Genomic DNA, 23,900 nt, shown 5'->3' with positions numbered 1-23,900 from the left:
CCCTTCACCTTGGGTCCCGGACCCGCCGGGGAAAGGGGCGCGATGCGCCTCACGCCGCCTGCCGCGCCGCCGGGACCGCGCGCATCCGCCCCCCGGGCACCGCGCCCGGGATCGCCGCGGCCATGTCGGCGGCGACCAGCAGCCGGTTCCATTCCACGCCGGTCTTCACGCCCATGCGGCGGAACATCCAGACCACGTCCTCGGTCGCGACATTGCCCGTGGCCCCCGGCGCGAAGGGGCAGCCGCCGATGCCGCCCGCCGCGCTGTCAAAGACGCGGCAGCCGGCCTCCCAGGCCGCCATGACGTTGGCGACGCCCATCCCGTAGGTGTCATGGCCATGGAAGGCGAAGCGCTTGCCCCAGGCGCGGATCGCGTGGCGGAAGACGCGCCCGACCTGGTCGGGGCTCGCATTGCCGGTGGTGTCGGCCAGCGCGATCTCCATCTCGGGGTCGAGGGCGACGATGCGCTCCACCCAGTCCAGCGCCTCGGCCTCCGGCACCACGCCGTCGAAGGGGCAGTGGAAGACGCAGGAGAGGTTGAAGCGGATCAGCGTGCCCTTGGGCGTGTCCTGCACGAGCTTCGCGAGCTCGGCGAAGCTCTCCTCCCGCGTGCGGTTGAGGTTCGCCTTGTTGTGCCCCGCCGTGGCCGACATGAAGAAGCCGAGGCGGTCGGCGCCATTCGCGATCGCTGTCTCGAAGCCGCGGCGGTTCGGCACCAGCACGGTGGATTCGAGCCCAGGCATCGTCTTGCAGGCCGCGAGCACCGCCTCGGTGCCCGCCATCTGCGGGATCGCCTTGGGCGAGACGAAGGACCCGACCTCCATGCGCCGGATCCCCGCGTCGTAGCAGGCCCGGATCAGGGCGATCTTGGCCTCGGTCGTCACCGGTGCGCCGGTGATGGACTGGATGCCGTCGCGCGGGGCGACCTCGCTGATGATGGCGGTTTCGGACATGGCTACCTCCGCGAATTCCGTTTCCGTGTAGCCCCCGGGCGGGTCCCGGGGCAACGCGGGCCGGTCAGGCGTGGGGCGGCGTGCGAGGGCCTGGCAACAGGTTGTAGGGCGCCTGCCAGCCCGGCAGGGCGCGGATGCGCCCGATCCAGGCCGCGACCGCCGGGTAGCGCCTGGCGACGTCGAGCGGCCATTCCGAATCCGGATAATGCACGTAGCCGCTCATGGAGACGTCCGCGATGGTCGGCCGGTCGCCGGTGATGAAGGGCCGCGTCTCGAGCTGCCGGTCAGCGACCGCGAAGGCCGCGTCCACCCGCGCGCGGAAGAAGGCGACCACCGCCGGATCGGGGTCCTTCGCCCAGCCCAGCAGGAAGCGCCAGGTCGCGAGGTAGGAGGTGAATTTGTGGTTGTCGAAGAGGATCCAGCGCAGGATCTCCCGCGCCTCCTCCTTGCCCGACGCGCCGAACTGCCCGGTTCGCTCCGCCAGGTGATGCAGGATCACGCCGGACTGGGTCAGCACCAGCCCGCCGTCCTCGAGCACCGGCACCTCGCCCATCACGGAATGGGCGCCGCGCCATTCGGCGGTGCGCGTCTGCCCGGCCTTGAAGTAGTCGACCCAGACGCCGCGCCAGGGCGTGCCGGTCAGGGCCAGCATCAGCGCCGCCTTGTAGCAGCCGCCGGATTCGGGGAAGCAGTGCAGGACCATCTCGCTCATGCCGGCCATCCTGGCGCAGCGTGATGCGTCAGGGCGAGTCCGGCATGGACATGGCAGAGGCGAGCGCGCTGAAGGCCTCGTCCGGATCGCTCGCCATGCCCTTGGGCTGGGCGAGGACGCGCTCGATCGCGGGGGCGAGGGCGACGGCCGCATCGGCCTCGCGGTCATGCCCGGGGCGATAGGCGCCGAGCCGCACCAGGTCGCGCACCTCCGCCCAGGTCGCGAGGTGGCGCCGCGCCTCCGCGACCAACGGGCGTTCATGCGCGTCCAGCACGCCGGGCGCGGTGCGACTCAGCGAGCGGAGGACGTCGACCGGCGGATAGCGCCCGGCCTCGGCGATGCGGCGATCGAGCACGACATGGCCGTCGAGGATGCCGCGCACAGCGTCGGCCACCGGCTCGTCATGGTCGTCGCCCTCGACCAGCACGGTGAACAGCGCGGTGATGGCGCCGCCGCAGCCCTCGGGCCCCGGCCCGGCGCGTTCGAGCAGGCGCGGCAACTCGGTGAAGACCGAGGGCGGATAGCCCCGCGTCGCCGGCGGTTCCCGCACGGCGAGGCCGATCTCGCGCAGCGCGAGGGCGAAGCGCGTCACGCTGTCCATCAGCAGCAGCACCTGGCGGCCCTGGTCGCGGAAATGCTCGGCGACGGTCATGGCGGCATAGGCGGCCTCCCGCCGCACCGGCGCCGCCGTGTCCGAGGTGGCGCAGATGACGACGGACCGCGCAAGGCGCTCGGGACCGAGATCGTCCTCGAGGAATTCGCGCAGTTCGCGTCCGCGTTCGCCAACCAGCGCGAAGACGATGACATCCGCCGCGACGCCACCCGCGAGCATCGCCATCAGCGTCGATTTCCCCACGCCCGAGGCGGCGAACAACCCGAGCCGCTGCCCCCGGCGGACGGGCGTGAAGAGATCGAGCGCGCGCACCCCGAGCGCCATGCGCGGCCCGAGCCGGGCGCGGCCGCCGGCCTCCGGCGCGGGGGCGTGGGTGGGGCGTGGCGCCGGCCCCGGCGCAGGCTGCGGCCGCCCATCCATCGGCCGGCCCATCGGATCGAGCACGCGTCCGAGCCAAGCCTCCGAGACCGACAGCGCCGGCCGCGGCGCCAGCACCGCGCGCGCGCCGGCAGAAAGGCCGTGCAGGGGGCCGAGGGCGATGGCCTCGGCCATGCCGTCGCGGAAGGCCGCGATCTCGGCGAGCAGGGGCGCGGCGCGGGGCAGGTCGATGCGGACCCGGTCCCCGATCGCGGCCAGCGGGCCGAAGCCCGCCAGCGTCACGGTCAGGCCGCCGAGCGCGGTGACGGTGCCCTGCACCGCCTCCCGCGGCACGAGCGCGAGTGCCGCGGCAGCGGCGGCGGGGTCGGGGCGCATGGGCGCGACCCTGCCCCGGCGCCGGTTGGCGCCGCGTTAAGCCGCGGCATCCGTGTGGGAATGCGCCGTGCGGCGCCTTCAGCCGTCCGGCGCCGCGTTCGTCAAACCGGCACTCAGAAGCCGACCAGGTCGCCGCCCTTCAGCTTCAGCATCTCGCGGGCCTCGGCCGGCGTCGCGATCTCGAGCGAGAGTTCCTCGAGGATGCGGCGGATCTTCGCCACCTGCTCGGCGTTGGACGTCGCGGCCTTGCCCTTGCCGATCCAGAGGCTGTCCTCGAGCCCGACGCGGACATTGCCGCCCATCATCCCCGCCATGGTCACGAAGGGCATCTGGTGGCGACCGGCCGCCAGCACGGACCAGACATAGTCCTTGCCGAAGAGCCGGTCGGCGGTCTCCTTCATGAACATCAGGTTCCGATGCTCGGCGCCGATGCCGCCGAGGATGCCGAAGATCGTCTGCGTGAACAGCGGCGGCTCCACCACCTTGCGGTCCAGCATGTGCGCGAGGTTGTAGAGATGGCCGATGTCGTAGCACTCGAACTCGAAGCGCGTGCCGTGGCCCTTGCCCAGGCGCTCGACGATCTGCTCGATGTCCTGGAAGGTGTTGCGGAAGATGTAGTTGGTCGTGCCCTCGAGGTAGGGCCGCTCCCACTCGTACTTGAACTTCTTCACCCGCGCGGCCGACGGCGCGATGTTGAAGTTCATCGAACCCATGTTGAGGCTGCACATCTCGGGCTTGGCGAGCAGCGGCGCGGCGAGGCGCTCATCCACCGTCATGCCGAGCCCGCCGCCGGTCGTGATGTTGATGACCGCGTCGGTGGACTGCTTGATCACCGGCAGGAACTGCATGAACACCGCCGGGTCCGGCGTCGGGCGGCCGTCATTGGGGTCGCGGGCGTGCAGGTGGATGATGGAGGCGCCGGCCTCGGCCGCCGCGATGGACTGCTCCGCGATCTCCTGCGGCGTGATCGGCAGGTGGTCGGACATCGAGGGCGTGTGGATCGCGCCCGTGACGGCGCAGGTGATGATGACCTTGGACATGGCAGGCTCCTCCGCAATGGCGGCGATCCTGCCGCGCGGGGCGGCCGCGCGCTAGTCGCGGATGGCGGCGATCAGGAATTCCCGGTTGCCCTCGGGCCCCGTGATGGGGCTCGGCTCGATGCCGAGGACCCGCCAGCCGGGCAGCGCCTCGCACCAGGCGCGGATGGTCGCGCAGACCTCCTCATGCACCGCGGGGTCGCGCACCACGCCGCCCTTGCCGACCTTGTCGGGCCCGGCCTCGAATTGCGGCTTGATCAGCGCGACCGCGAAGGCGCCCGGCGCCGCCAGCGCGAGGGCCGCCGGCAGCACGGTGCGCAGGCCGATGAAGGAGGCATCGCAGACGACGATGCCCGGTGCCTCGGGCACATGTTCGGCGGTCAGATGGCGCGCATTGGTGCGTTCCAGCACCACCACGCGCGGATCGTTGCGCAGCCTCCAGTCGAGCTGCCCATGGCCGACATCGACGGCATACACTTTCGCCGCGCCCTGCTGCAGCAGCACATCGGTGAAGCCGCCGGTCGAGGCGCCGATGTCGAGCCCGATGCGCCCCGCCGGGTCCAGCCCGAAATGCGCCAGCGCATGGGCGAGCTTGATGCCGCCGCGGCTGACCCAGGGATGCTCCTGCCCGCGCACCTCGATGGGCGTTCCCTCGGGCAGCAGGTCGCCGGCCTTGGCGATGCGCTTCTCGCCGGAAAAGACCTTGCCGGCGAGGATCAGCGCCTGGGCCCGGGTGCGCGTCTCGACCAGGCCGCGTTCGACCAGCGCGACGTCGGCGCGCTGCTTCGCCATGATCAGGCCCTGGCCGGCAGGACCTTGTCCGCCTGGCCCAGCGCCGCCAGCGCCGTCGTGACGATCTGCGGCGCGTTGAGCCCGGCCTCGTCGTACTGCTTGCGCGGCGCATCATGGTCGATGAAGCGGTCGGGCAGGCACATGGGCCGGATCTTCACCCCGCCATCAAGCAGCCCGCGCGTCGCCAGGTGGTGCATCACCAGCCCGCCGAAGCCCAGGATCGAGCCCTCCTCGATGGTGATCAGCACCTCGTGCTCGCGCGCCAGGCGCTCGACCAGCGCGGCGTCGAGCGGCTTGGCGAAGCGCGCATCGGCCACCGTGCAGGACAGCCCGTGCGCCGCGAGCTCGTCCGCCGCCTTGATGCATTCCTGCAGCCGCGCGCCATAGGACAGGATCGCGATGGAGGTCCCCTCGCGCAGCACGCGGCCGCGCCCGATCTCGAGCACGCTGCCGCGCTTCGGGAGCTCGAGGCCGAGCCCCTCCCCGCGCGGATAGCGGAAGGCCGAGGGCCGATCGTCGATCGCCGCCGCCGTCGCGACCATATGCGCCAGCTCGACTTCGTCGGAGGCCGCCATCAGCACCATGTTCGGCAGGCAGCCGAGATAGGCGATGTCATAGGCCCCCGCATGCGTCGCGCCATCGGCGCCGACCAGGCCCGCACGATCCATCGCGAGACGCACCGGCAGCGACTGCAGCGCGACATCGTGCATCACCTGGTCATAGGCGCGCTGCAGAAAGGTCGAATAGATCGCGCAGAAGGGCTTCATCCCCTCGGTCGCCATGCCGGCGGCGAAGGTGACGGCGTGCTGCTCGGCGATGCCGACATCGAAGCAGCGCTTCGGAAACTTCTTCGCGAAGGCGTCCATGCCGGTGCCGGAGGGCATGGCGGCGTTGATCGCGACGATGCGGTCGTCGGCCTCGGCCTCGGCGATCAGGGCGTTGGCGAAGACCTTGGTGTAGGACGGCGGGCCGGGCGGCGCCTTGGCCTGTTCGCCCGTCACGACGTTGAACTTCACGACGCCGTGGTACTTGTCCGCGGAGGCTTCCGCCGGCGCGTAACCCTTGCCCTTCTGCGTGACGACGTGCAGCAGGATGGGGCCGGCATGGTCGGTGTCGCGCAGGTTGCGCAGCACCGGCAGCAGATGGTCCAGGCTGTGCCCGTCCACCGGGCCGACATAATAGAAGCCCAGTTCCTCGAACAGCGTCCCGCCGGTCAGCAGGCCGCGGGCATATTCGTCGGCGCGCCGCGCAGCGCGTTCCAGCGGCGCGGGGAAGCGGCGGGCCACGCGCGCCATCAGTTCCCGCAGGTTCAGGAAGGGACGCGAGGAAATCAGCCGCGACAGATAAGCCGACATCGCACCGACGGGCGGGGCGATCGACATGTCGTTGTCGTTGAGGACGACGATCAGGTTCGCCTTCGACGCGCCCGCATTGTTCATGGCCTCATAGGCCATGCCCGCGCTCATCGCGCCGTCGCCGATCACGGCGATGACGTTGCGGTCGTCGCCCTTGAGGTCGCGCGCCACGGCCATGCCGAGGCCGGCGGAGATCGAGGTCGAGGAATGCGCCGCGCCGAAGGGGTCGTATTCGCTCTCGCTGCGCCGCGTGAAGCCCGACAGCCCGCCGCCCTGGCGCAGGGTGCGGATGCGGTCGCGCCGCCCGGTCAGGATCTTGTGCGGATAGGCCTGGTGGCCGACGTCCCAGATCAGCCGGTCCTTGGGCGTGTCGAACACGGCATGGATCGCGACCGTGAGCTCCACCACGCCGAGCGAGGCGCCGAGATGCCCCCCGGTGCCCGAGACCGCGTCGATTGTCTCCGCGCGCAGTTCCTCGGCCAGCCGCTTCAGCTGGTCGGCCGAGAAGTTGCGCAGGTCCGCAGGGACCGTCACGCGATCCAGCAGGGGTGTGGCCGGGCGGGTCATCAATTCCTCCGCGCGATCGCGTAACGGGCGAGCGCGCGCAATAGATCGGCACGATCCCCCAAGGCGTCCAGATGTCCGGCCGCCTGGGCCGCGAGACGTTCCGCCTGCGCCTGGGCCCGCGGGATGCCGAGCAGCCCGACCAGCGTCGCCTTGCCGGCCGCCGCGTCCTTGCCGGTCCGCTTGCCCGTCTCCTCGGCCGAGGCCGTGGCGTCGAGCAGGTCGTCGGCGATCTGGAAGGCGGCGCCGACATCGCGCCCATAGGCCGCGAAGGCGTGCCGCAGCTGGGCCGGCGCCTTGCCGAGGATCGCACCGGCCTCGGCGGCGAATTCGATCAGCTTGCCGGTCTTGAGCATCTGGAGGCGGCCGATCTCGGCTTCCTCGAGCGCTTCGCCGGCTTCCTCGGCCAGCATGTCGAGCATCTGCCCGCCGCACATGCCGCGCGGGCCCGCCGCACGGGCGAGGCCGCGGCAGAGCTCGGCGCGCACGCCCGGATCGGCATGGGTGTCCGCCTCGGACAGCACATAGAAGGCATTGGCCTGCAGCGCGTCGCCCGCGAGCACCGCGGTCGCCTCGTCGAAGGCCTTGTGGACGGTCGGCTTGCCGCGGCGCAGCTCGTCGTCGTCCATGCAGGGCAGATCGTCATGCACCAGCGAATAGGCGTGCAGCATCTCGATCGCGGCCGCCGTGCGCAGGGCCGCATCGCGCGCCACGCCGAACTGGCGGGCGCCTTCCAGCACCATGAAGCCCCGCAGGCGCTTGCCGCCGCCGATGGCGGCGTAGCGCATCGCCTCGAACAGCTTCGCCTCGGGACCCTCGGGGGGCGGGATCAGCACCTCGAGCGCCTGGTCGATCTCCGCCGCTGCCTCGGCCATGGCGGCGCGCAGCGCCTCCTCGGCGGGCGCGTCCGTCGCGCTATTCGACATCGCGCAGCCCGGGCCCGGCCGGCCCTTCCACGATCGCCTGCACCTTCTGCTCCGCCTCGGCGAGCTTGCGCTCGCAATGGGCGCGGAGCGCGGCGCCGCGCTGATAGGCGGCGACCGAGGCCTCGAGTGCCCCCTGCCCGCTCTCCAGCGCCTTCACGATGCCTTCGAGCTCGGCCAGCGCCTGCTCGAAGGTCAGTGTCTCGATGTCGGAGGGCGTCTCACCCTCCGCCGTGCGTGTCCTGACCATGCGAAACCATCTTACCAGCCCTGGCGGGCCGGGGCTATTCAGGCTCGATGCCGGCCTGGCGGATGGCGTTGGTCCACTTCACCGTCTCGGCGCGGACGAAGGCGACCGCCTCGGCCGGGGTGGAGGGACGGATGTCCATGCCGAAGGTGCCGAGGCGCTGGCGGACCTCCGCGGTGCCCAGCGAGGTCACCACGGCGTTGTTCAGCTTCGCCACCCGGTCCGCCGCCGTGCCGGCGGGGACGAACAGCGCGAACCAGGCGATCACCTCGTAGTCCGGCAGGCTGCCGGCCTCGCGCACCGTCGGGATCTCCGGCACCGCGCCGGAGCGCTGGCCAGAGGTGACGGCGAGGATGCGCAGCGCGCCCGCCTGGGCCTGCGGCAGGATCACCGCCTGGTCGGCGATGAAGAGGTCGACGCGCCCCGACAGCACGTCCTGCACTGCGAGCGGCGAGGAGCGATACGGCACGTGCAACATCTTGATGCCGGCCATCGCGGCCAGCGATTCGGTCGCGACGCGCTGGGACGAGGAAGCGGAGGCGAAGGTGATGCCCTCGGGCCGCGCCTTGGCCGCGGCGATCAGGTCGGCGAGCGTCCGGTAGGGGCTGTCAGCCTTCACCGCGACCAGCAGGGGGACGGTCGCGATGGTGGAGACGGGGATGAAGCCGTTCTCCATGTCGAAGGGCACGCGGCGGAACAGGGCGTTGGCCGCGGCGTTGGTCGAATTGGTGCCGATCAGCACCGTGTTGCCGTCCGGGGCGGCACGGGCGACGGCCTCGGCGCCGATCAGGCCGTTCGCACCAGCGCGGTTCTCGACCACCACGGGCTGGCCGAGCGCCGGGCGCATGCCTTCGGCCACGACGCGGGCGACGGTATCAGTGGCGGAACCGGGGGCGAAGGGAACGATGGCGCGGATCGGCTGGTCCGGCCAGGCCTGGGCGCCGGCGGCGACGGGCAGCAGGGCGGCGGCCGGCACGGCGGCCAGCAGGGCACGGCGGTTCATGGCATCTCCTTCCCGGAACGCGGCGGGCAGATAGGCCCGGGGGTCGGGACAGGGCAAGGGGCGGTGGAGGGCGCCGCCCTACTTCGAACACCCACCGACCAAAGGCCGAACGACCTTCGGGACCCCATTCTCGGGTTCCAAGGGCCTTTCGGCCCTTGGCGGGGAGGTGCGGAGAGGCAGCGCCCCTCCGCGTTCACGCCCGCATCAGCGCCCGCACATGCGCCGCAACCGACCGCCCCAGCGCATCGAGGTCGTAGCCGCCTTCCAGCACCGATACGACCCGCCCCTGGCACTGCCGATCGGCCATGCCGCACAGCGCCTCGGTCAACCAGGCGAAGTCGGCTTCCCGCACCCGTAGCTGCGCCAGCGGATCCGCCGCATGGGCGTCGAAACCCGCGGAGATGATGAGAAGATCCGGCGCGAAGGCATCGAGCGCGGGGATGATCTGGTCCGCCCAGGCGTCGCGGAACGCCGCGCCATCCGCCCCCGGCGGCAGCGTGACGTTGAGGATGTTGCCCACCCCCGTCTCGCTGACATCGCCGGTGCCCGGATAGAGCGGCCATTGGTGGCTGGAGGCGTAGAACAGCGAGGGATCGGTCTCGAAGCAGGCCTGGGTGCCGTTGCCGTGATGGACGTCGAAATCCACCACCGCGACGCGCTTCGCGCCATGCGCGGCCTGGGCGTGCCGCGCCGCGACGGCAGCGTTGGCGAACAGGCAGAAGCCCATCGGCCGCGCCGGTTCGCAATGGTGCCCGGGCGGGCGGGTGGCGCAGAAGGCGCGGCGGAACTCGCCCTTCATCACCGCATCCACCGCGGCGATGGCGGCGCCAGCGGACCGGAGCGCGGCCTCGGCACTGCCCCAGGACATGATGGTGTCGCCATCGAGCGGCACATGCTCGTCCGGCTCCGGCCGGATAGCGAGGATCGCGTCGACGTAATTCTGAGGATGCACGCGCGTCAGTTGCTCGACGGTGGCGAGCGGCGCCTGGTCCCGGATCAGGTCGGCGAACTCCCCGGCGTCGAGCGCCTTCAGCACGTAGCGCAGGCGATCTGGGCATTCCGGATGGTGCGGGCCGGGATCGTGGTGCAGGCAGGCGCGGTGGGTCAGCAGCAGGACGCTCACGCGGGGGGATCCTCCCGCTTGCGGATGACGAAGCGATAGGCGCCGGCCTCCTCCCCGAAGGCGACCAGGGCGTGCCCCGTCTCCTTGCAGAAGGCGCGGAAATCCGCGACCGAGGCCGGGTCGGTGGCGAGCACCGTCAGCCGCGCGCCGCCGGGCAGGCCGCGCAGCGCCTTGTTGGCCTTGAGCACCGGCAAGGGGCAGGTGAGGCCCTTCACGTCGAGCAGCGTCTCTCCCATGCGCGCGATTGCACCACCCGGCGCCGCCCGGGGCAAGCGCGGCGCGCAAGGGTTCCGCACGCCTCGGCGACCAGTGCACAATGGCAACGGAGGTGCTGCCCATGACGCTCGATTCGACGGGAACGCTGGCGCTCGCGGCGGCGATCCTGCTGGCGGGGCGGTTCCTCAACGCCGGCATCGCGCCGCTGGCGCGCTACAACATCCCGCAGCCGATCTCGGGCGGCCTCGCCTTCGCGTTGCTGGCGGCGGGGCTGCACGCCTGGTGGGGGATCACGGTGGACACCTCCGCCTCGCTCCGCCCGCCGCTGCTGCTCGCCTTCTTCGCGAGCGTCGGGCTCTCGGCCGATCTCGGCCGGCTGCGCAAGGGCGGGCCGAAGCTCGTGCTGTTCCTCTGCTGCGTCGTGCCGTTCCTGATGCTCCAGAACGTGGTCGGCACCGGCATGGCGCTGCTGCTCGACCAGCATCCGCTAATCGGGCTGATCGGCGGGTCGGTCACGCTGGTCGGCGGCCACGGCACCGGCGCCGCCTATGCCCGCATCTTCGAGGAGACGCACAGCCTCGCGGGCGTGATGGGCCTCGCCATGGCGGCGGCGACGATCGGGCTCGTGCTCGGCGGCGTGGTGGGCGGGCCGGTCGCGCAGTTCCTGCTGCGCGGCCACGCGCCCGTCGCGAAGGGCACCGCCGAGGCGGCGACGGACGCCGCCGAGCCCGCCACCACCGAGGGTGCGATCGTCACCACCTGCCTGGTGCTGTTCTGCCTGCTGCTCGGCGGGTGGATGGCCTCGCTGACGCAGGGGCTGCCGGTGGCGCTGCCGGATTTCCTCTGGTGCCTCTTCGCCGGGGTGATCGTGCGCAACGCCATCGCGCCGGCGATCCGCCTGCCGGTCTCGGACGCCTCGGTCGACCTGGTGGGGAGCACGGCGCTCGCGCTGTTCCTCGCGATGACCATGGCGACGATCCGGCTGTGGGAACTGGCCGCGCTGGCCGGGCCGCTGATGGCGATCGTGGCCGCGCAGGCGGGCTTCGCGGTGGTCTACGCCATCCTCATCGTCTACCGGGCGATGGGGCGGGACTACGAGGCGGCCGTGGCAACCGCGGGGTTCCTCGGCTTCTCGATGGGCGCGACGGCGACGGCGATCGCCAACATGCAGGCCGTGTCGAACCGCTACGGCCCGGCGCCGGTCGCCTTCCTGGTCGTGCCGCTCACCGGGGCCTTCTTCATCGACCTCGCCAATGCGCTGGTGCTGACCGGCGCGCTGACGCTGCCGGTCTACGGGGAGTAGGCGCCATGCTCCGCCGCATCGTTCTCCTGTTCGGGCTGCTTCTCTCCGCGCCGGCGCTGGCCATGCCCGATGCCGCGACGCTGCGCGGGATGGTGGAGGCGCGCATTGCCGAAGCCGCCGGCCCCGGCCTGCTCGAGGTGATCGAGTTCCGCCCCATGGGCCAGGCGCCCGACCCGGCGGGCGGGGCGCGCATCGCCTATTTCGCGGCCCGGCTGCGCCTCGCGCGCGACCATGAATTCGGCGCCTGGGACGGGCGGAACCTGCAGGCCCTGGCGGCCGCCCTCGGCGCCGGGCCGCGCGCCATCGGCGGCGCGAACCGGGAGGGCAACCGCGCCGGCGACGTGCTGCGGGTGAACGGCGCGCTGCGGATGCGGGAGGAAGCGGGGCGCTGGGTGCCGCTCGCCGCCACCGCGGCGGACACGCCGCTCTCGGCCTTCGAGGGCCAGGGCGCGCAGGCCGCCCGGCTGCTGAGCGCAATCGGCACCGCGCTGACCGCCGGGCAGCAGGCCGCGGGCGGGCGGATGACGCCGGTGATCGAACAGGAGCTCGCCCAGGCCTGGCGCAACATCGAGGCCCGGCAGGCCAGGCTGCGCCACGGGCTGCCGGTCGCCGGCGGCGCGGCAGGGTCGGAATATGCGCGCCTCGCCGAGGCGATGGCGCGGCTGCCCGCCGCCTCGGGCCTCGGCCAGGCGGTGGCGCTGCCCTCGGCCGGCAGCGTCGAGAACATCCGCCTGCTCGCCGACGGCACCGCGCTGGTCGGCATCGTGCAGGCCGATGTGGCGCGCCGCGCGATCCTGGGCGGCGCGCCGGAATGGGACCTGCCGGCCGCACCCGGCCTGCGGGCGCTCGCCGCGCTCTACCCCGAGGTCGTTCATGTCGGCGTTCCCGCCGCCTCCTCGCTGCGTCGGATGGAGGACCTGCGCGGCAAGCCGGTCGGCGTGGGCGCCATCGGATCGGGCACGCGGGTGACGGCGGAAGAAGTGCTCATCGCCCATGGCCTCGACGCCGCCACCACGCCGCGCGTCGCGCTGGCGCCGGAGGAGGTCGCGGCCGCACTTGCGAGCGGGCGGATCGCCGCGGCGATCGGGGTGAGCCTCGCCCCCGCCCAGGCGGTACTGCGCATCGCGGATGCCGTGCCGATGCGCTTCCTCCCGCTCGACGACACGGCCATCGCCCGTCTGACCGGCGCCGAGGGCCCCTTGATGCGCGCGACCATCCCCGCCGGCACCTATCCCGGCCAGGCCGGGCCGGTCGCGACCGTCGCGACGCCCGCCGCCCTGCTGGCCGCCGAGGCCCTGACGCCCGCCGAGGTCACCGCCCTGCTCGGGCGGCTCTTCGAGGGCCAGGGCCTCGCAGCCACGGGCGGACCGGCGGCGCTGATGATCCGGCGCGAAACGGCTCGCGGCCCGCTCCCCTTGCCCTTCCACCCCGCCGCGCAGAGGTTCTACGGGAACAGCGGGGAGTGATCCGATGCGCTTCGGCATCGACCTGGGCGGGACGAAGATCGAGATCGTGGCGCTGGACCGCGACGGGCAGGTGCGGCTGCGCCAGCGGCGCCCGACCCCCGGCGGCTACGCGGCGACCATCGAGGCGATCACCGCCCTGGTCGCCGAGGCCGAGCGCGAGACCGGATCGCGCGGGACCATCGGCGTCGGCATCCCGGGCAGCCTCAGCCCGGCGACCGGCCTGGTCCGCAACGCCAACACCCAGGCGCTGAACGGGAAGCCGCTCGACAAGGACCTCGCCGCCGCGATCGGGCGCGAGGTGCGCGTGACGAACGACGCCAACTGCCTCGCGATGAGCGAGGCGGCCGACGGCGCCGGGGCCGGCTACCGCACGGTCTTCGCGGTCATCATCGGCACGGGCTGCGGCGGCGGGATCGTCACCTCCGGCCGCATCCTGGACGGGCCGAACGGCACCGCGGGCGAATGGGGCCACACGCCGTTGCCCTGGATGACGCAAGCGGAATTCCCCGGGCCGCGCTGCTGGTGCGGGCGGCATGGCTGCCTCGAGACCTTCCTCGCCGGCCCCGGCCTCGCGGCGGATTGCGACGGGCCGGGGTCGCGCGACGCGGGATCCATCCCCGCCCGCGCCGCGGCGGGCGAGGCCAAGGCGGCCGCGGCACTCGCCCGGCACACAGACCGGCTGGCGCGCGCGCTCGGCATGATCGCGAACATCCTCGACCCGGATGTCATCGTGCTCGGCGGCGGGCTGTCGAACATGCAGCACCTCTATGCCGAGGTGCCGCCGCTGATGGCGCGGCACGTCTTCGGCGACGTCGCGCGCACGCCGATCGTGCAGGCGAAGCATGGGGACTCCTCCGGCGTCTTCGGCGCCGCGCGGCTGTGGGACGCGGGATGAACGCGGCCCGCGCGGGCGTGCTCTATGGCGGGCTCGCCTTCGCGGCGGGCGCGGTGCTGGGGCCGCTGCGCGAACTTCTCCTCGCGCCGCGCATCGGCGGCCTGGCCGCCGCGCTGGCCGAGGCCGCGGCGATGGCGGGCCTGCTGTGGCTCGCAGCGCGCCGCGCCGTGGCCGGCGTCGAGGCGCTGCGCGCGCGAGCCGTGGTCGCGACGCTCGGCCTGGTCGTCGTCCTGGCGCTCGAGGCGCTGCTCGCCCTGGCCTTCGACGCGAGCGGCCTCGCCGCCGCCCGCGCGCCCCGGGGCCTTGCCGAACAGGGCATCGGCGTCGCGCTGCTTGCCTGGCTGTTTGCCCTGCCCTTCCTGGTGCGCCGCCATGCCGTCGCTCTGCCGTGACTGCCTGCACCATGCGGCGCAGCCCTTCGGCCGCTGCCCGGCCTGCGGGTCGCGGCGCACCGTCACGCATCCCGACCTGTTCCACCTGACCGTCGCGCATGTCGATTGCGACGCCTTCTATGCCAGCGTCGAGAAGCGCGACCGCCCGGAGCTGCTGACGAAGCCGGTGATCGTCGGCGGCGGCAAGCGCGGCGTGGTCGCGGCGGCCTGCTACCTGGCGCGCACGCGCGGCGTGCGGTCCGCCATGCCGATGTTCAAGGCGCTCGCCGCCTGCCCGGACGCCGTGGTGATCAAGCCGGAGATGGCGAAATACGTGCGCGAGGGACGCCGCATCCGCGCCCTGATGGAGGCGTTGACGCCGCTGGTGCAGCCGCTCTCGATCGACGAGGCGGTGCTCGACCTGACGGGCACCGAGGCGCTGCACGGCGCGCCGCCGTCGGTGGTGCTCGCCCGCTTCGCCCGCCAGGTGGAGAAGGAGGTCGGCGTTACCGTCTCGATCGGCCTCGCCGCCAACCGGCTGATGGCGAAGCTGGCGGCGGAACGCGACAAGCCGCGCGGCTTCGCGGTGATCGGCGCCGATGAAGCCGCCGGCTGGCTCGCGCCCCAGCCGGTCTCCCTGCTGCCGGGCGTCGGGCCCGCCATGGCGAAGCGGCTGCAGGGGGCGGGATTCAGCACGCTCGGCCAGCTCGCCGCGCTGTCGCCGCGCGAGGCGATGCAGCGGTTCGGGGAGGACGGCCCCTCCCTCGCCGCCCGCGCCCGCGGCGAGGATGACCGCCCCGTGAACCCGGACCGCGAGACGAAGTCGATCAGCGCCGAGACCACCTTCGAGGCCGACATCGCGGCGCGCGAGGCGCTCGAGGCGCCGCTGTGGCGGATGTGCGAGAAGCTCGCGCGGCGGCTGAAGGAGAAGGACCTCGCCGCCGCGGGGGTGACGCTGAAGCTCAAGACCGCTTCCTTCGCGACCCGCACGCGCGCGACGCGCCTGCCGCAGCCGACGCGCCTGCCGGACGTGCTGTTCGCCGCGGCGCGACCGATGCTGGCGAAGGAGGCCGACGGCACCGCCTTCCGCCTGATCGGCATCGGGGCGCAGCCCCTCGCCCCGGCGGCGGAAGCGGATCGCGGCGACCTCGCGGACCCCGAGGCGCCGAAGCGCGCCGCGCGCTGGGCGGCGGTGGAGGCGCTGCGCGCCCGCTTCGGGGATGACGCAGTAGTGAAGGGCCGCGGCCTCAAAAAGGGACGCTCGGAATAGCGCCGGCGCTGCATTCCGCGCGAAGGAAGCGATAACCATATCGCCCGTAGATTGGGATGCGCGGCCCGGTGAAGCCGCCTTGCCCCGAGATCAGGACGCTTCGCCCTGCCGCCTGCCGCACGCTCCCGACACCGCCACCGGCTTCTCGCCCTGGGTCTCGTCGCCGCCCTGCTCCCCGCCGTCCCGGCGGCGGCGCAGGATGCCGCCACGCTGCGCGCCGAGGGCGTGAGCGCGGCGCGCGCCGGCCGGCTCGACGAAGGGCGAGGGCTGCTGGAGGCCGCGCTCGCCGCCGCGCCGTCCGACCGCGGGACGCTCGCCGACCTCGTCGTCGTGCTGTCCTGGGCCGGGCGGGACCGCGAGGCGCTGGCGCGCTTCGACAGCCTCGGGGAAGCCGCTGCCCCCGCCTATGCCATCGCCGCCGCGGCGGTCTCCGCGCGGCGCACGGGCCAGGCGGCGCGCGCGGTGCGGCTCTACCAGGCCGCCATCGCGGGCGGGGAGCGCAGCACCGAGACGCGCATCGGCCTCGCCCTCGCCGAGGCCGCGCGCGGCGACGGCCCGGCGGCCCGCGCGGCGCTGGCCGAGGCGGAAGCCGCCGATCCCGCCAACCCCCGCCTGCGGGACGCCGCGCGCGACGTCGAGGCCCTGCTGCGTCCCGACCCGGCGGCCGAGGCGCGGCGCGTGCGTGCCCTCGCGCAATCCGGCGGGACCGCGCAGGCGGTTGCCGCGGCCCGGCTGGCGGCGAGCGGCGGCAACGTCGGGTCCGCCGCGGCGCTGGCCGATGCGCTGATGGACATCCGCCGGCCCTTCGATGCCCTGGCGGTGCTGGAACCCGCTTTGCTGCGCGCCCCCCGCGACCCGGCGCTGCGCCGGCGGGAGGCGCTGGCCCTCGCCGCGGTCGGCGCGCCGGAACTCGCACTGGTGCGCGCGGCCTCCGTGCCCGGCGCGCTCAGCCCCGCCGAGGAACGCCGCATCCGCGGCGCGGCCAATGCCTTCCTGGTGCGCTGGGGCGCGCAGATCGAATCGCCGACGCCGCGCGACCCCACCGCGCGCTACGCCCGCACGGATGCAGCCATCGCCGCGCTGGACGCCGCCATCGCCGCCTGGACGCCGCTCGGGCCCGAGGCGGCGGACGCGGTGCGCGCCGCGCGCACCGACCGGCTGGTCGCGCTGCGCGACCGCGCCCGCATGGAGGAGGTGATCGCCGAGGCCGCGCGGCTGCGCGAGGGCGGCGAGTTGCCCGCCTACGCACGCGAGGCGGTGGGGGACGCGCTGCTCAGCCGGCGCCGGCCGGAGGAGGCCGAGGCCGAGTACCGCGCCGTGCTCGCCGCCGATCCGGGCGCGCTCACGCCCTCGGTGGGGCTGTTCTACGCGCTGTCCGAACAGCGCCGATGGACCGAGGCGCGGGAGGTGGTCCAGCGCCTCGACCGTGAGATCCCGGCCTGGCGCGCCCTGCGCGGCCCCGAGCCGCCCATCGCCGAATGGGATCGGCTGCAGGTCGATACCGCCGATATCCTCTGGCGCATGTGGGGCGACGACCTCGCGGGGGCGGAGGCGGTGGTCGATCCGCTCGCCGCGGCGGCGGCGATGAACGCCTCGCTGCGCTCGCTGCGCGGCGACATCTGGCGGCTGCGCGGTTGGCCCGACCAGGCGCTCGAGGAATACGAGACGGCGCTGACCAATGCGCCGGACGATCTCGACCTGCGGCTGGGCCGCGCCGAGGCGCTGCTCGACCGCCGCCGCTATGCCGAGGCGCGCGAGGAGATCCGCGTGCTCGGCGCGCAATACCCCGAGAACACCGCGGTCCAGCGGCTGCAGCGCCGCCAGGCGATCCGCGACATGTGGGAGTTGGAAGCGACGGTGCGCGGCGGCCTCGGGCGCGATTCGAGCAAGCCGGAACTCGATGTCGGCGTGCGGCTCTACACCCCGCCGATCGCGGAGAACTGGCGCGCCTTCAGCGGCGCGCTGCTCCGCACGGGGGACACCAACAACGGCTCCCTCACCACCTATCGCGCCGTGGCGGGGCTCGAATGGCGCTCGCCGGATCTCGTGGTCAGCGGCGGCGCGACGATCGACTGGGAAGGGGTGGATCGCGGCGGCGCCTTCGTCGATGCGACGCTGCGCCTGTCGGACCAGTGGGCGATCGACGCCGGCGGGCAGCTGACCGCGGTGGACACGCCGCTCGCCGCGCTGCGCGCCGGGGTCTACGCCGATTCCGCGCGGATCGGCGTCGCCTGGCGGCAATCCGACCTGCGCGAGGCCGCGGCCTATGTCCGCGTCATGCAGTTCTCCGACGACAACACGCGCTGGATCGGCTTCGCGCGCTGGCAGGAACGGGTGATGAACCTGCCGGACTGGAAGCTCGATATCCAGCCCTATGCCTATGCGTCGTCCAACTCGCGCCAGGACGTGCCCTACTACAGCCCGGAACGGGACATCGAGGTCGCGGCGAGTGCAGCGCTGACCTGGATCGCGTGGAAGCGCTACGAGCGCGACCTGCGCGTGCGCTTCGTCGTCACCGCCGGCGGCTACTGGCAGGAAGGCTTCGGCTGGTCGCCGGTCCTCGCCGCGCGGTGGGAGAACGAGCACACGCTGTCGGACACGCTCTCCGTGGTCTACGGCGCGGGCTGGGTGCGGCGCGACTATGACGGCCAGGCCGAGGATTCCGGCTCGGTCGTCGGCGGCCTGCGCTGGAGGTTCTGATGCGGCTGATCCCCCTGACCCGCCGCGGCGCCTTCTCGCTGGCCGGTGCGATGGCGCTGCCGCGGGGCACGCGCGCCCAGCCCGGCCCGGGCCGCTTCGTCGCCATCGCCTATCACGAGATCGGCGATGATGGCGCCGGCCGGCACTACTCGCTCTCCGAGAGCCAGTTCGTCCAGCACCTGTCCTTCCTGCGCCACGATGGCTGGCATTTCGCGAGCGTGGACGAGCTGCTCGCCGCGCGCGACGGGCGCCGGCCGCTGCCCGACAAGACCGTGCTGCTGAGCTTCGACGACGGCTACGACGACTACTACACCCGCGTCTTCCCGCTGCTGCGCGCCTTCCGCGCGCCGGGGGTCTTCGCGCTGGTGACATCCTGGATGGAGACGCCGCCCGGCGGCACCTTCGACTATGGCGGGCAGGCGACGCCGCGCAGCGCGCTCATGACGTGGGCCCAGGCGCGCGAGATGCAGGCGAGCGGGCTGTGCGAATTCGCCTCCCACTCCCACGACCTGCACCACGGCGTGCCGGCGAACCCGCAGGGCAACGTGCAGCCCGCGGCGGTGACGCGCATCTGGGATGCGCGCACCGGCACCTATGAGACCGACGCCGCCTGGACGCGGCGGATCGAGGGCGACCTGGCGCGGGCCAGCAGCATCATCGGCAGCCGCCTCGGCCGCCGGCCGCGCGTCATGGTCTGGCCCTACGGGCGCTACAACCTCGAGGCCGTGTCCATCGCGCGGCGGCTGGGCATGCCGGTGGCGATGACGCTCGACCCCGAGCCCGCGCGCACCGACCGCCTCGGCGCCGTCGGGCGGCTGCTGACCATGGGCGATCCGCGCGTCGGTGACCTCGCCCGCATGATGCGCTTCGACGAGCCGGTGCGCGAACGCGTGCTGCATGTCGACCTCGACGCCGTGCATGACGAGGATGCGGCGCAGGCGGCGCGAAACCTCGACGCGCTGATCGAGCGCGTGGCCTCGCTCGGCCCGTCCCATGTCTACCTGCAGGCCTTCGCGGACCCGGACGGGGATGGCGTCGCGGAGGCGATGTACTTCCCGAACCGGCACCTGCCGATGCGGGCCGACCTGTTCAACCGCGTCGCCTGGCAATTGTCCTCCCGCGCGGGGGTGAAGGTCTTCGCCTGGATGCCGGTGCTGGGCTTCCGCCTGGGCACCGAGGCGGACCTCGTGCTGTCCACGCGCAGCGGCGCGCCGGCCATCGACCCGGACCAGTACCGGCGCCTGTCGCCCTTCAGCGCGCGGGCGCGGGGCTGGATCCTCGACCTCTACGACGACCTCGCCAAGCACGCCTCCTTCGCCGGCATCGTCTTCCACGACGACGCCTTCCTGACGGATTACGAGGATGCGAACCCCGACGCGCTCGCGGCCTATCGCGCGGCAGGGTTGCCCGGCGACGTCGCGGCGCTGCGCGCGGACCGGGAGGCGCGGGCGCGCTGGACCGCGCTCAAGACGCGCGCGCTGATCGACCTGACGCTGGCCGCCACTGATCATGCGCGGCGGTGGCGCGCGCCGCTCGAGACCGCGCGCAACATGTACGCCGAACCGGTGCTGAACCCGGCCGCCGAGGACTGGTTCGCCCAGTCCCTGCCCGCCTTCCTCGCCGCCTATGACCGCACGGCGATCATGGCCATGCCCTACATGGAACAGGCGCGCGATCCGGACGCCTTCCTTCGGCGCCTATACGCCCGCGTCGCGGCGGAACCCGGCGGCGTCGCGAAGACCGTCTTCGAACTCCAGGCCGCCGACTGGCGCCACCGTCCGGCCCGTCCGGTCCCGGCCACGACGCTGCGGGCGCAGCTGCGCCTGCTGCAGCGCCTCGGCGCGCATCACATGGGCTGGTATCCGGACGATTTCGTGCGCGGCCTGCCGGAGGCCTCCGTCGTGCGCGACGCGATCAACGCGCGCTCCTTCCCCTACCGGCGGTGAGCGTGATGGAGACCTTCGCCGCCATCCTGCCCTGGCTCTATGCCTTCGTCGGCTTCTGGCCACTGCTGATGATGCTCGTCTGGGTCATCGGCGGGCTCGGCTTCTACCTGCTGCACGAGACCGGCGCCCGCCGCCGCGAAGCGCCGCCGCCGCTCGCGCAGGCGCTGCGCGTGAGCATCCTCATCCCCTGCTACAACGAGGAGGACAACGCCGAGGAGACAATCCGCGCCTGCGCCGCGCAGTCGTATCCGGACTACGAGATCATCGCCATCAACGACGGATCCCGCGACCGCACCGCCGAGGTGCTGGACCGCCTGGCCGCGGAGATCCCGCGCCTGCGCGTGGTCCACCTGGCGCAGAACCAGGGCAAGGCCACCGCGCTGCGCACCGGCGCCCTGGTCGCGAACGGGGAGGTGCTGGTCTGCATCGACGGCGACGCCATCCTGCACCCCGATTGCGTCGCCTGGCTGGTGCGGCGCTTCGGCAACCGCCCGCGCCTCGGCGCCGTCACCGGCAATCCGCGCATCCGCAATCGCTCCTCGCTTCTCGGCCTGCTGCAGGTGGGGGAATTCTCGGCGACGATCGGGCTGATCAAGCGCACGCAACGGCTCTATGGGCGGGTCTTCACCGTCTCGGGCGTCGTGGTCGCCTTCCGCGTCAGCGCGCTGCACGACGTGGGCTGGTGGACCGACGACAACCTGACCGAGGATGTCGACGTCACCTGGAAGCTGCAGCGCCGCCGCTGGACCGTCCATTTCGAGCCCAACGCGCTCTGCTACATCCTGATGCCCGAGACGCTGCGCGGGCTGTGGCGGCAGCGGCTGCGCTGGGCCTCGGGCGGGGCGCAGACCTTCCTGCGCTACGCGCCGGACTTCCTGCACTGGAAGGGCCGGCGGATGTGGGGCGTGCTGGGCGAATACGCGATCTCGGTCTTCTGGTGCTATGCGATGATCCTGACGCTGGCGCTGACCCTGCTCGCGCTCGCGGGCGTCCTGCCGGCAGGCTTCGGGCCGCCGCCGGCGTTGCTTTCGATCTGGGGCATGGTGCTGTCCGTCGCCTGCATGGTGCAGTTCGCCGTCAGCCTCTGGGTCGACCGCCGGCATGAACCCCACCGGCGGGAGACGCTGCGCCCGCTGCTCTGGGTCATCTGGTATCCGGCGGTCTTCTGGTGCCTGTCGGCGGCGGCGACGGCGGTGGGCTTCCCCCGCGCGCTGGTCCGGCGGGAGGGCCGGCGCGCCCGATGGACCAGCCCGGACCGGGGGTTCCGCTGATGGCGCCGCACTTCGAACCGCCGCTGATCCTCGACGCCGCCTCCCGGCCCCGCTGGGCGCGGATCCGCGATTCGGTGCTGACGGCGCTGCTCTGGCTCGGCTGGCTCTACCTGCTGATGGCGGCGATCGGGACGCTGTGGATGCCGCCCTTCGTGCAGCACATGCTGCCGGTCTCCCCTCCGGACCATCCGCTCGAGGTGCTGCGCCTCGCGCTCATCAACGTCATGGTCGCCTCGGTCGTCTGCGCCTGGATGTTCGTCCGCGTGCTGTTCGAACGCCGGCGCTTTGCCGGGGACGACCGGCGGCTCGGCTTCGCGCCGCCCTCGGATGCCGAGGTCGCGGCCGCACTCTCCCTGCCCTCGGCCGACCTGACCGCCTGGCGGGGGGCGAAGCGCCTGGTGGTGCACCACGACGCGGCCGGGCGGGCGGTGCGGGCGGAAACCGGGACCTGACCGGGCTGTCACGCAAAGCCCCCTTGTCAGCCGCGCGGCGATCCGGCACGCCGACAGGATGAACCGCAAGGCGATCGCCTGGGCCACCTTCGACTGGGCGAACAGCGCCTTCCCGACGGTCGTCTCGACCTTCGTCATCGCCGCCTACTTCTCCCAGGGCATCGCCCCGGACCCGGCGACCGGCCAGGCGCAATGGGGCTGGATGCAGACGGTCTCGGCCGTCGGCATCGCCATCCTCTCGCCGCTGCTCGGGGCCATCGCGGACCATGGGGGACGTCGGCGGGCGCTGCTCGCGGCCTGCACGCTGTGCACCGCGATCTTCACCGGGCTCATCTGGTACGCGAAGCCGGACCCGTCCTGGACGCTCTGGGCCCTGGTCTGCGTCGGCCTCGCGACCATCGCCTTCGAGGTCGGGACCGTTTTCTACAACGCCATGCTGCCCGACGTGACGACGCCCGAGCGCATGGGCCGTGTCTCGGGCCTGGCCTGGGGGCTCGGCTATGCGGGCGGCCTGGCCTGCCTCGCCATCGCGCTGGTGCTGCTGGTCCAGCCGAACCCGCCGCTCTTCGGCCTCGACCGCGAGACGTCCGAACAGGTCCGCGCCACGGCGCTGCTGGTCGCCGCCTGGACGATCATCTTCGGCTGGCCCGTCCTGATCGCCGTCCCGGACCCGGCCTGCGAACGCAAGCCGATGCGCGAGGCCGTGACGGCCTGCGTGCGGGAGACGCGCCTGCTGGTCCGCGGCCTGCCGCAGCGGCCGGACATGCTGCGTTTCCTGGTCGCGCGGCTGTTCTACACGGACGGGCTGAACACGCTGTTCGCCTTCGGCGCCATCTATGCCGCCGGCGTGCACGGCATGACCTTCGAGGAGATCATGGTCTTCGGCATCGCGCTGAACGTGACCGCGGGCCTCGGCGCCGCGGGCTTCGGCCTGGTCGAGGACCGCGTCGGGTCGAAGCGCACCGTGATGGTCGCCCTGGTGTCGATGACCGTGCTCGGTGCCGGGCTGCTGCTGACCGACAGCAAGACCGCCTTCTGGGGGCTCGCCATGGCGCTCGGCATCTTCATGGGGCCGGCCCAGGCGGCATCGCGCACCCTGATGGCGCGCATGGCGCCGGAAGGGGAGATCACCTCCCATTTCGGCCTGTTCGCCCTGTCGGGACGGATCACCGGCTTCCTGGGGCCGGCGGTGCTCGCCGCCGTGACCGCGGCGACGGGCAGCCAACGCGCGGGGATGGCGACGGTGTTGGTGTTCCTCTCGCTCGGTGCGGCGATCCTCGCGACCGTGCGGCCGGTGCGCTGCTAGCGGTCGCGCTGGCCCAGCGCGTAGGCCCCGCCATCGGTCGGGCGCAGCGCTTCGAACATCTCGGTCACGGCGGAATAGTCCCGGTAGCCGCAGCGGGCGACAGGCTGCACCGCGGCGGTGTCGAAGCGGCCGTCCTTGAGGAAGGCCTCGTCGATATGCACGCCGACGACCTGGCCGATGATGATCCATCCCTCGAGCGGCGTGCCGTCCACGTCGTGCAGCCGCGTCGAGAAGGTCACCCGGCATTCCAGCGAGGCCGGCGCGGCGGCGACGCGCGGCGCCTTCACCACCCGGCAAGGCGCGGCCTCGAGACCCGCGGCAGCGAATTCGCTCTCGCCCTCCCCGAGCGCGCCGGAGGAGATGTTCATCGCGTCGAACAGCGCGCGCGAGCAGAGGTTGAACACGAACTCCCCGGTCGCGATGGCGTTCGCGGCGCTGTGCTTCATCGTCTCGCTGGTGAACATCAGCATCGGCGGGCGCGAATGCACCGCGTTGAAGAAGGAATAGGGCGCGAGGTTCGGCCGCCCCTGCCCATCGATGGTCGAGATCCAGCCGATCGGCCGCGGGGCGATGATGGCCTTGAAGGGATCGTGCGGCAGGCCGTGGCCGTTGCGGGGTTCGTAGAACATC

At 72.9% G+C, this 23,900-nt stretch carries 22 protein-coding genes; 10 read left to right on the top strand and 12 right to left on the bottom strand.

Annotated elements, in window-relative coordinates; translation table 11 throughout:
* Nucleotides 1–49 precede the first annotated feature (49 nt).
* From GWK15_RS20575 to GWK15_RS20525, 11 genes are all read right to left on the bottom strand, one after another.
* Nucleotides 50–952 (bottom strand): hydroxymethylglutaryl-CoA lyase, encoded by a 903-nt coding sequence (locus GWK15_RS20575; RefSeq protein WP_168043263.1) that lies wholly within the window; start codon nucleotides 950–952, stop codon nucleotides 50–52.
* Between the two features lie 64 nt (nucleotides 953–1,016).
* On the bottom strand, nucleotides 1,017–1,664 hold the full coding sequence (locus GWK15_RS20570; RefSeq protein ID WP_168043262.1) for a glutathione S-transferase family protein: 648 nt from the start codon (nucleotides 1,662–1,664) through the stop codon (nucleotides 1,017–1,019).
* A 28-nt stretch (nucleotides 1,665–1,692) separates the two neighbouring features.
* The gene (locus tag GWK15_RS20565; RefSeq protein ID WP_168043261.1) at nucleotides 1,693–3,030 is read right to left on the bottom strand and encodes a FliI/YscN family ATPase; all 1,338 of its coding nucleotides are present in this window, start codon (nucleotides 3,028–3,030) and stop codon (nucleotides 1,693–1,695) included.
* A gap of 113 nt (nucleotides 3,031–3,143) precedes the next feature.
* On the bottom strand, nucleotides 3,144–4,070 hold the full coding sequence (locus tag GWK15_RS20560) for a BKACE family enzyme (RefSeq protein ID WP_168043260.1): 927 nt from the start codon (nucleotides 4,068–4,070) through the stop codon (nucleotides 3,144–3,146).
* A 51-nt stretch (nucleotides 4,071–4,121) separates the two neighbouring features.
* The gene (locus tag GWK15_RS20555) at nucleotides 4,122–4,859 is read right to left on the bottom strand and encodes a TlyA family RNA methyltransferase (RefSeq protein WP_168043259.1); all 738 of its coding nucleotides are present in this window, start codon (nucleotides 4,857–4,859) and stop codon (nucleotides 4,122–4,124) included.
* 2 nt (nucleotides 4,860–4,861) lie between these two features.
* Nucleotides 4,862–6,781, bottom strand: a complete 1,920-nt coding sequence (gene dxs, locus GWK15_RS20550) for a 1-deoxy-D-xylulose-5-phosphate synthase (RefSeq protein ID WP_168043258.1) — start codon at nucleotides 6,779–6,781, stop codon at nucleotides 4,862–4,864.
* Complete coding sequence (locus GWK15_RS20545; RefSeq protein WP_245211789.1) at nucleotides 6,781–7,704, bottom strand: polyprenyl synthetase family protein; 924 nt, start codon at nucleotides 7,702–7,704, stop codon at nucleotides 6,781–6,783. The genes dxs and GWK15_RS20545 overlap by 1 nt, the downstream gene beginning before the upstream one ends.
* On the bottom strand, nucleotides 7,694–7,951 hold the full coding sequence (locus GWK15_RS20540; protein WP_168043257.1) for an exodeoxyribonuclease VII small subunit: 258 nt from the start codon (nucleotides 7,949–7,951) through the stop codon (nucleotides 7,694–7,696). The genes GWK15_RS20545 and GWK15_RS20540 overlap by 11 nt, the downstream gene beginning before the upstream one ends.
* Before the next feature lie 34 nt (nucleotides 7,952–7,985).
* Nucleotides 7,986–8,951 carry a Bug family tripartite tricarboxylate transporter substrate binding protein gene (locus GWK15_RS20535; protein WP_168043256.1) on the bottom strand — a complete coding sequence of 322 codons (966 nt, stop codon included), beginning with the start codon at nucleotides 8,949–8,951 and terminating at the stop codon, nucleotides 7,986–7,988.
* A 193-nt stretch (nucleotides 8,952–9,144) separates the two neighbouring features.
* The gene (locus tag GWK15_RS20530) at nucleotides 9,145–10,074 is read right to left on the bottom strand and encodes an arginase family protein (protein ID WP_168043255.1); all 930 of its coding nucleotides are present in this window, start codon (nucleotides 10,072–10,074) and stop codon (nucleotides 9,145–9,147) included.
* Nucleotides 10,071–10,310 carry a sulfurtransferase TusA family protein gene (locus GWK15_RS20525; RefSeq protein WP_168043254.1) on the bottom strand — a complete coding sequence of 80 codons (240 nt, stop codon included), beginning with the start codon at nucleotides 10,308–10,310 and terminating at the stop codon, nucleotides 10,071–10,073. Before GWK15_RS20525 ends, GWK15_RS20530 begins: the two co-directional genes overlap by 4 nt.
* Before the next feature lie 101 nt (nucleotides 10,311–10,411).
* Between GWK15_RS20525 and gltS the strand changes: the two genes are divergently transcribed.
* The 10 genes from gltS to GWK15_RS20475 all read left to right on the top strand — a co-directional run bounded on the left by gltS (nucleotide 10,412) and on the right by GWK15_RS20475 (nucleotide 23,270).
* A complete protein-coding gene (gene gltS / locus GWK15_RS20520) occupies nucleotides 10,412–11,593 on the top strand; it encodes a sodium/glutamate symporter (RefSeq protein ID WP_168043253.1) in 1,182 nt (393 codons plus the stop codon).
* Between the two features lie 5 nt (nucleotides 11,594–11,598).
* Complete coding sequence (locus GWK15_RS20515; protein ID WP_168043252.1) at nucleotides 11,599–13,059, top strand: TAXI family TRAP transporter solute-binding subunit; 1,461 nt, start codon at nucleotides 11,599–11,601, stop codon at nucleotides 13,057–13,059.
* 4 nt (nucleotides 13,060–13,063) lie between these two features.
* Nucleotides 13,064–13,954 carry an ROK family protein gene (locus GWK15_RS20510; RefSeq protein WP_168043251.1) on the top strand — a complete coding sequence of 297 codons (891 nt, stop codon included), beginning with the start codon at nucleotides 13,064–13,066 and terminating at the stop codon, nucleotides 13,952–13,954.
* Nucleotides 13,951–14,346 carry a hypothetical protein gene (locus GWK15_RS20505; RefSeq protein WP_168043250.1) on the top strand — a complete coding sequence of 132 codons (396 nt, stop codon included), beginning with the start codon at nucleotides 13,951–13,953 and terminating at the stop codon, nucleotides 14,344–14,346. Before GWK15_RS20510 ends, GWK15_RS20505 begins: the two co-directional genes overlap by 4 nt.
* Nucleotides 14,327–15,595: a DNA polymerase IV gene (locus GWK15_RS20500; RefSeq protein WP_168043249.1), complete on the top strand. Its 1,269-nt coding sequence runs from the start codon at nucleotides 14,327–14,329 to the stop codon at nucleotides 15,593–15,595. Before GWK15_RS20505 ends, GWK15_RS20500 begins: the two co-directional genes overlap by 20 nt.
* 225 nt (nucleotides 15,596–15,820) lie before the next feature.
* Entirely contained in the window at nucleotides 15,821–18,295 is a 2,475-nt protein-coding gene (gene pgaA / locus GWK15_RS20495; RefSeq protein WP_168043248.1) for a poly-beta-1,6 N-acetyl-D-glucosamine export porin PgaA, read from the top strand.
* The gene (gene pgaB, locus GWK15_RS20490) at nucleotides 18,295–20,241 is read left to right on the top strand and encodes a poly-beta-1,6-N-acetyl-D-glucosamine N-deacetylase PgaB (protein WP_168043247.1); all 1,947 of its coding nucleotides are present in this window, start codon (nucleotides 18,295–18,297) and stop codon (nucleotides 20,239–20,241) included. The genes pgaA and pgaB overlap by 1 nt, the downstream gene beginning before the upstream one ends.
* A gap of 5 nt (nucleotides 20,242–20,246) precedes the next feature.
* Nucleotides 20,247–21,512 carry a poly-beta-1,6-N-acetyl-D-glucosamine synthase gene (gene pgaC, locus GWK15_RS20485; RefSeq protein WP_168043321.1) on the top strand — a complete coding sequence of 422 codons (1,266 nt, stop codon included), beginning with the start codon at nucleotides 20,247–20,249 and terminating at the stop codon, nucleotides 21,510–21,512.
* Complete coding sequence (pgaD, locus tag GWK15_RS20480) at nucleotides 21,512–21,964, top strand: poly-beta-1,6-N-acetyl-D-glucosamine biosynthesis protein PgaD (protein ID WP_168043246.1); 453 nt, start codon at nucleotides 21,512–21,514, stop codon at nucleotides 21,962–21,964. Before pgaC ends, pgaD begins: the two co-directional genes overlap by 1 nt.
* 58 nt (nucleotides 21,965–22,022) lie before the next feature.
* Complete coding sequence (locus GWK15_RS20475) at nucleotides 22,023–23,270, top strand: MFS transporter (protein WP_168043245.1); 1,248 nt, start codon at nucleotides 22,023–22,025, stop codon at nucleotides 23,268–23,270.
* On the opposite strand, the gene GWK15_RS20470 is transcribed toward GWK15_RS20475, so the two are convergent.
* Complete coding sequence (locus GWK15_RS20470) at nucleotides 23,267–23,899, bottom strand: flavin reductase family protein (protein WP_168043244.1); 633 nt, start codon at nucleotides 23,897–23,899, stop codon at nucleotides 23,267–23,269. The two genes, GWK15_RS20475 and GWK15_RS20470, sit on opposite strands and share 4 nt — an antisense overlap.
* Nucleotide 23,900 lies beyond the last annotated feature (1 nt).

It is taken from the genome of Neoroseomonas oryzicola (assembly GCF_012163135.1).
Lineage (GTDB): Bacteria > Pseudomonadota > Alphaproteobacteria > Acetobacterales > Acetobacteraceae > Neoroseomonas > Neoroseomonas oryzicola.
This window is presented reverse-complemented; position numbering and strand designations above follow the sequence as displayed.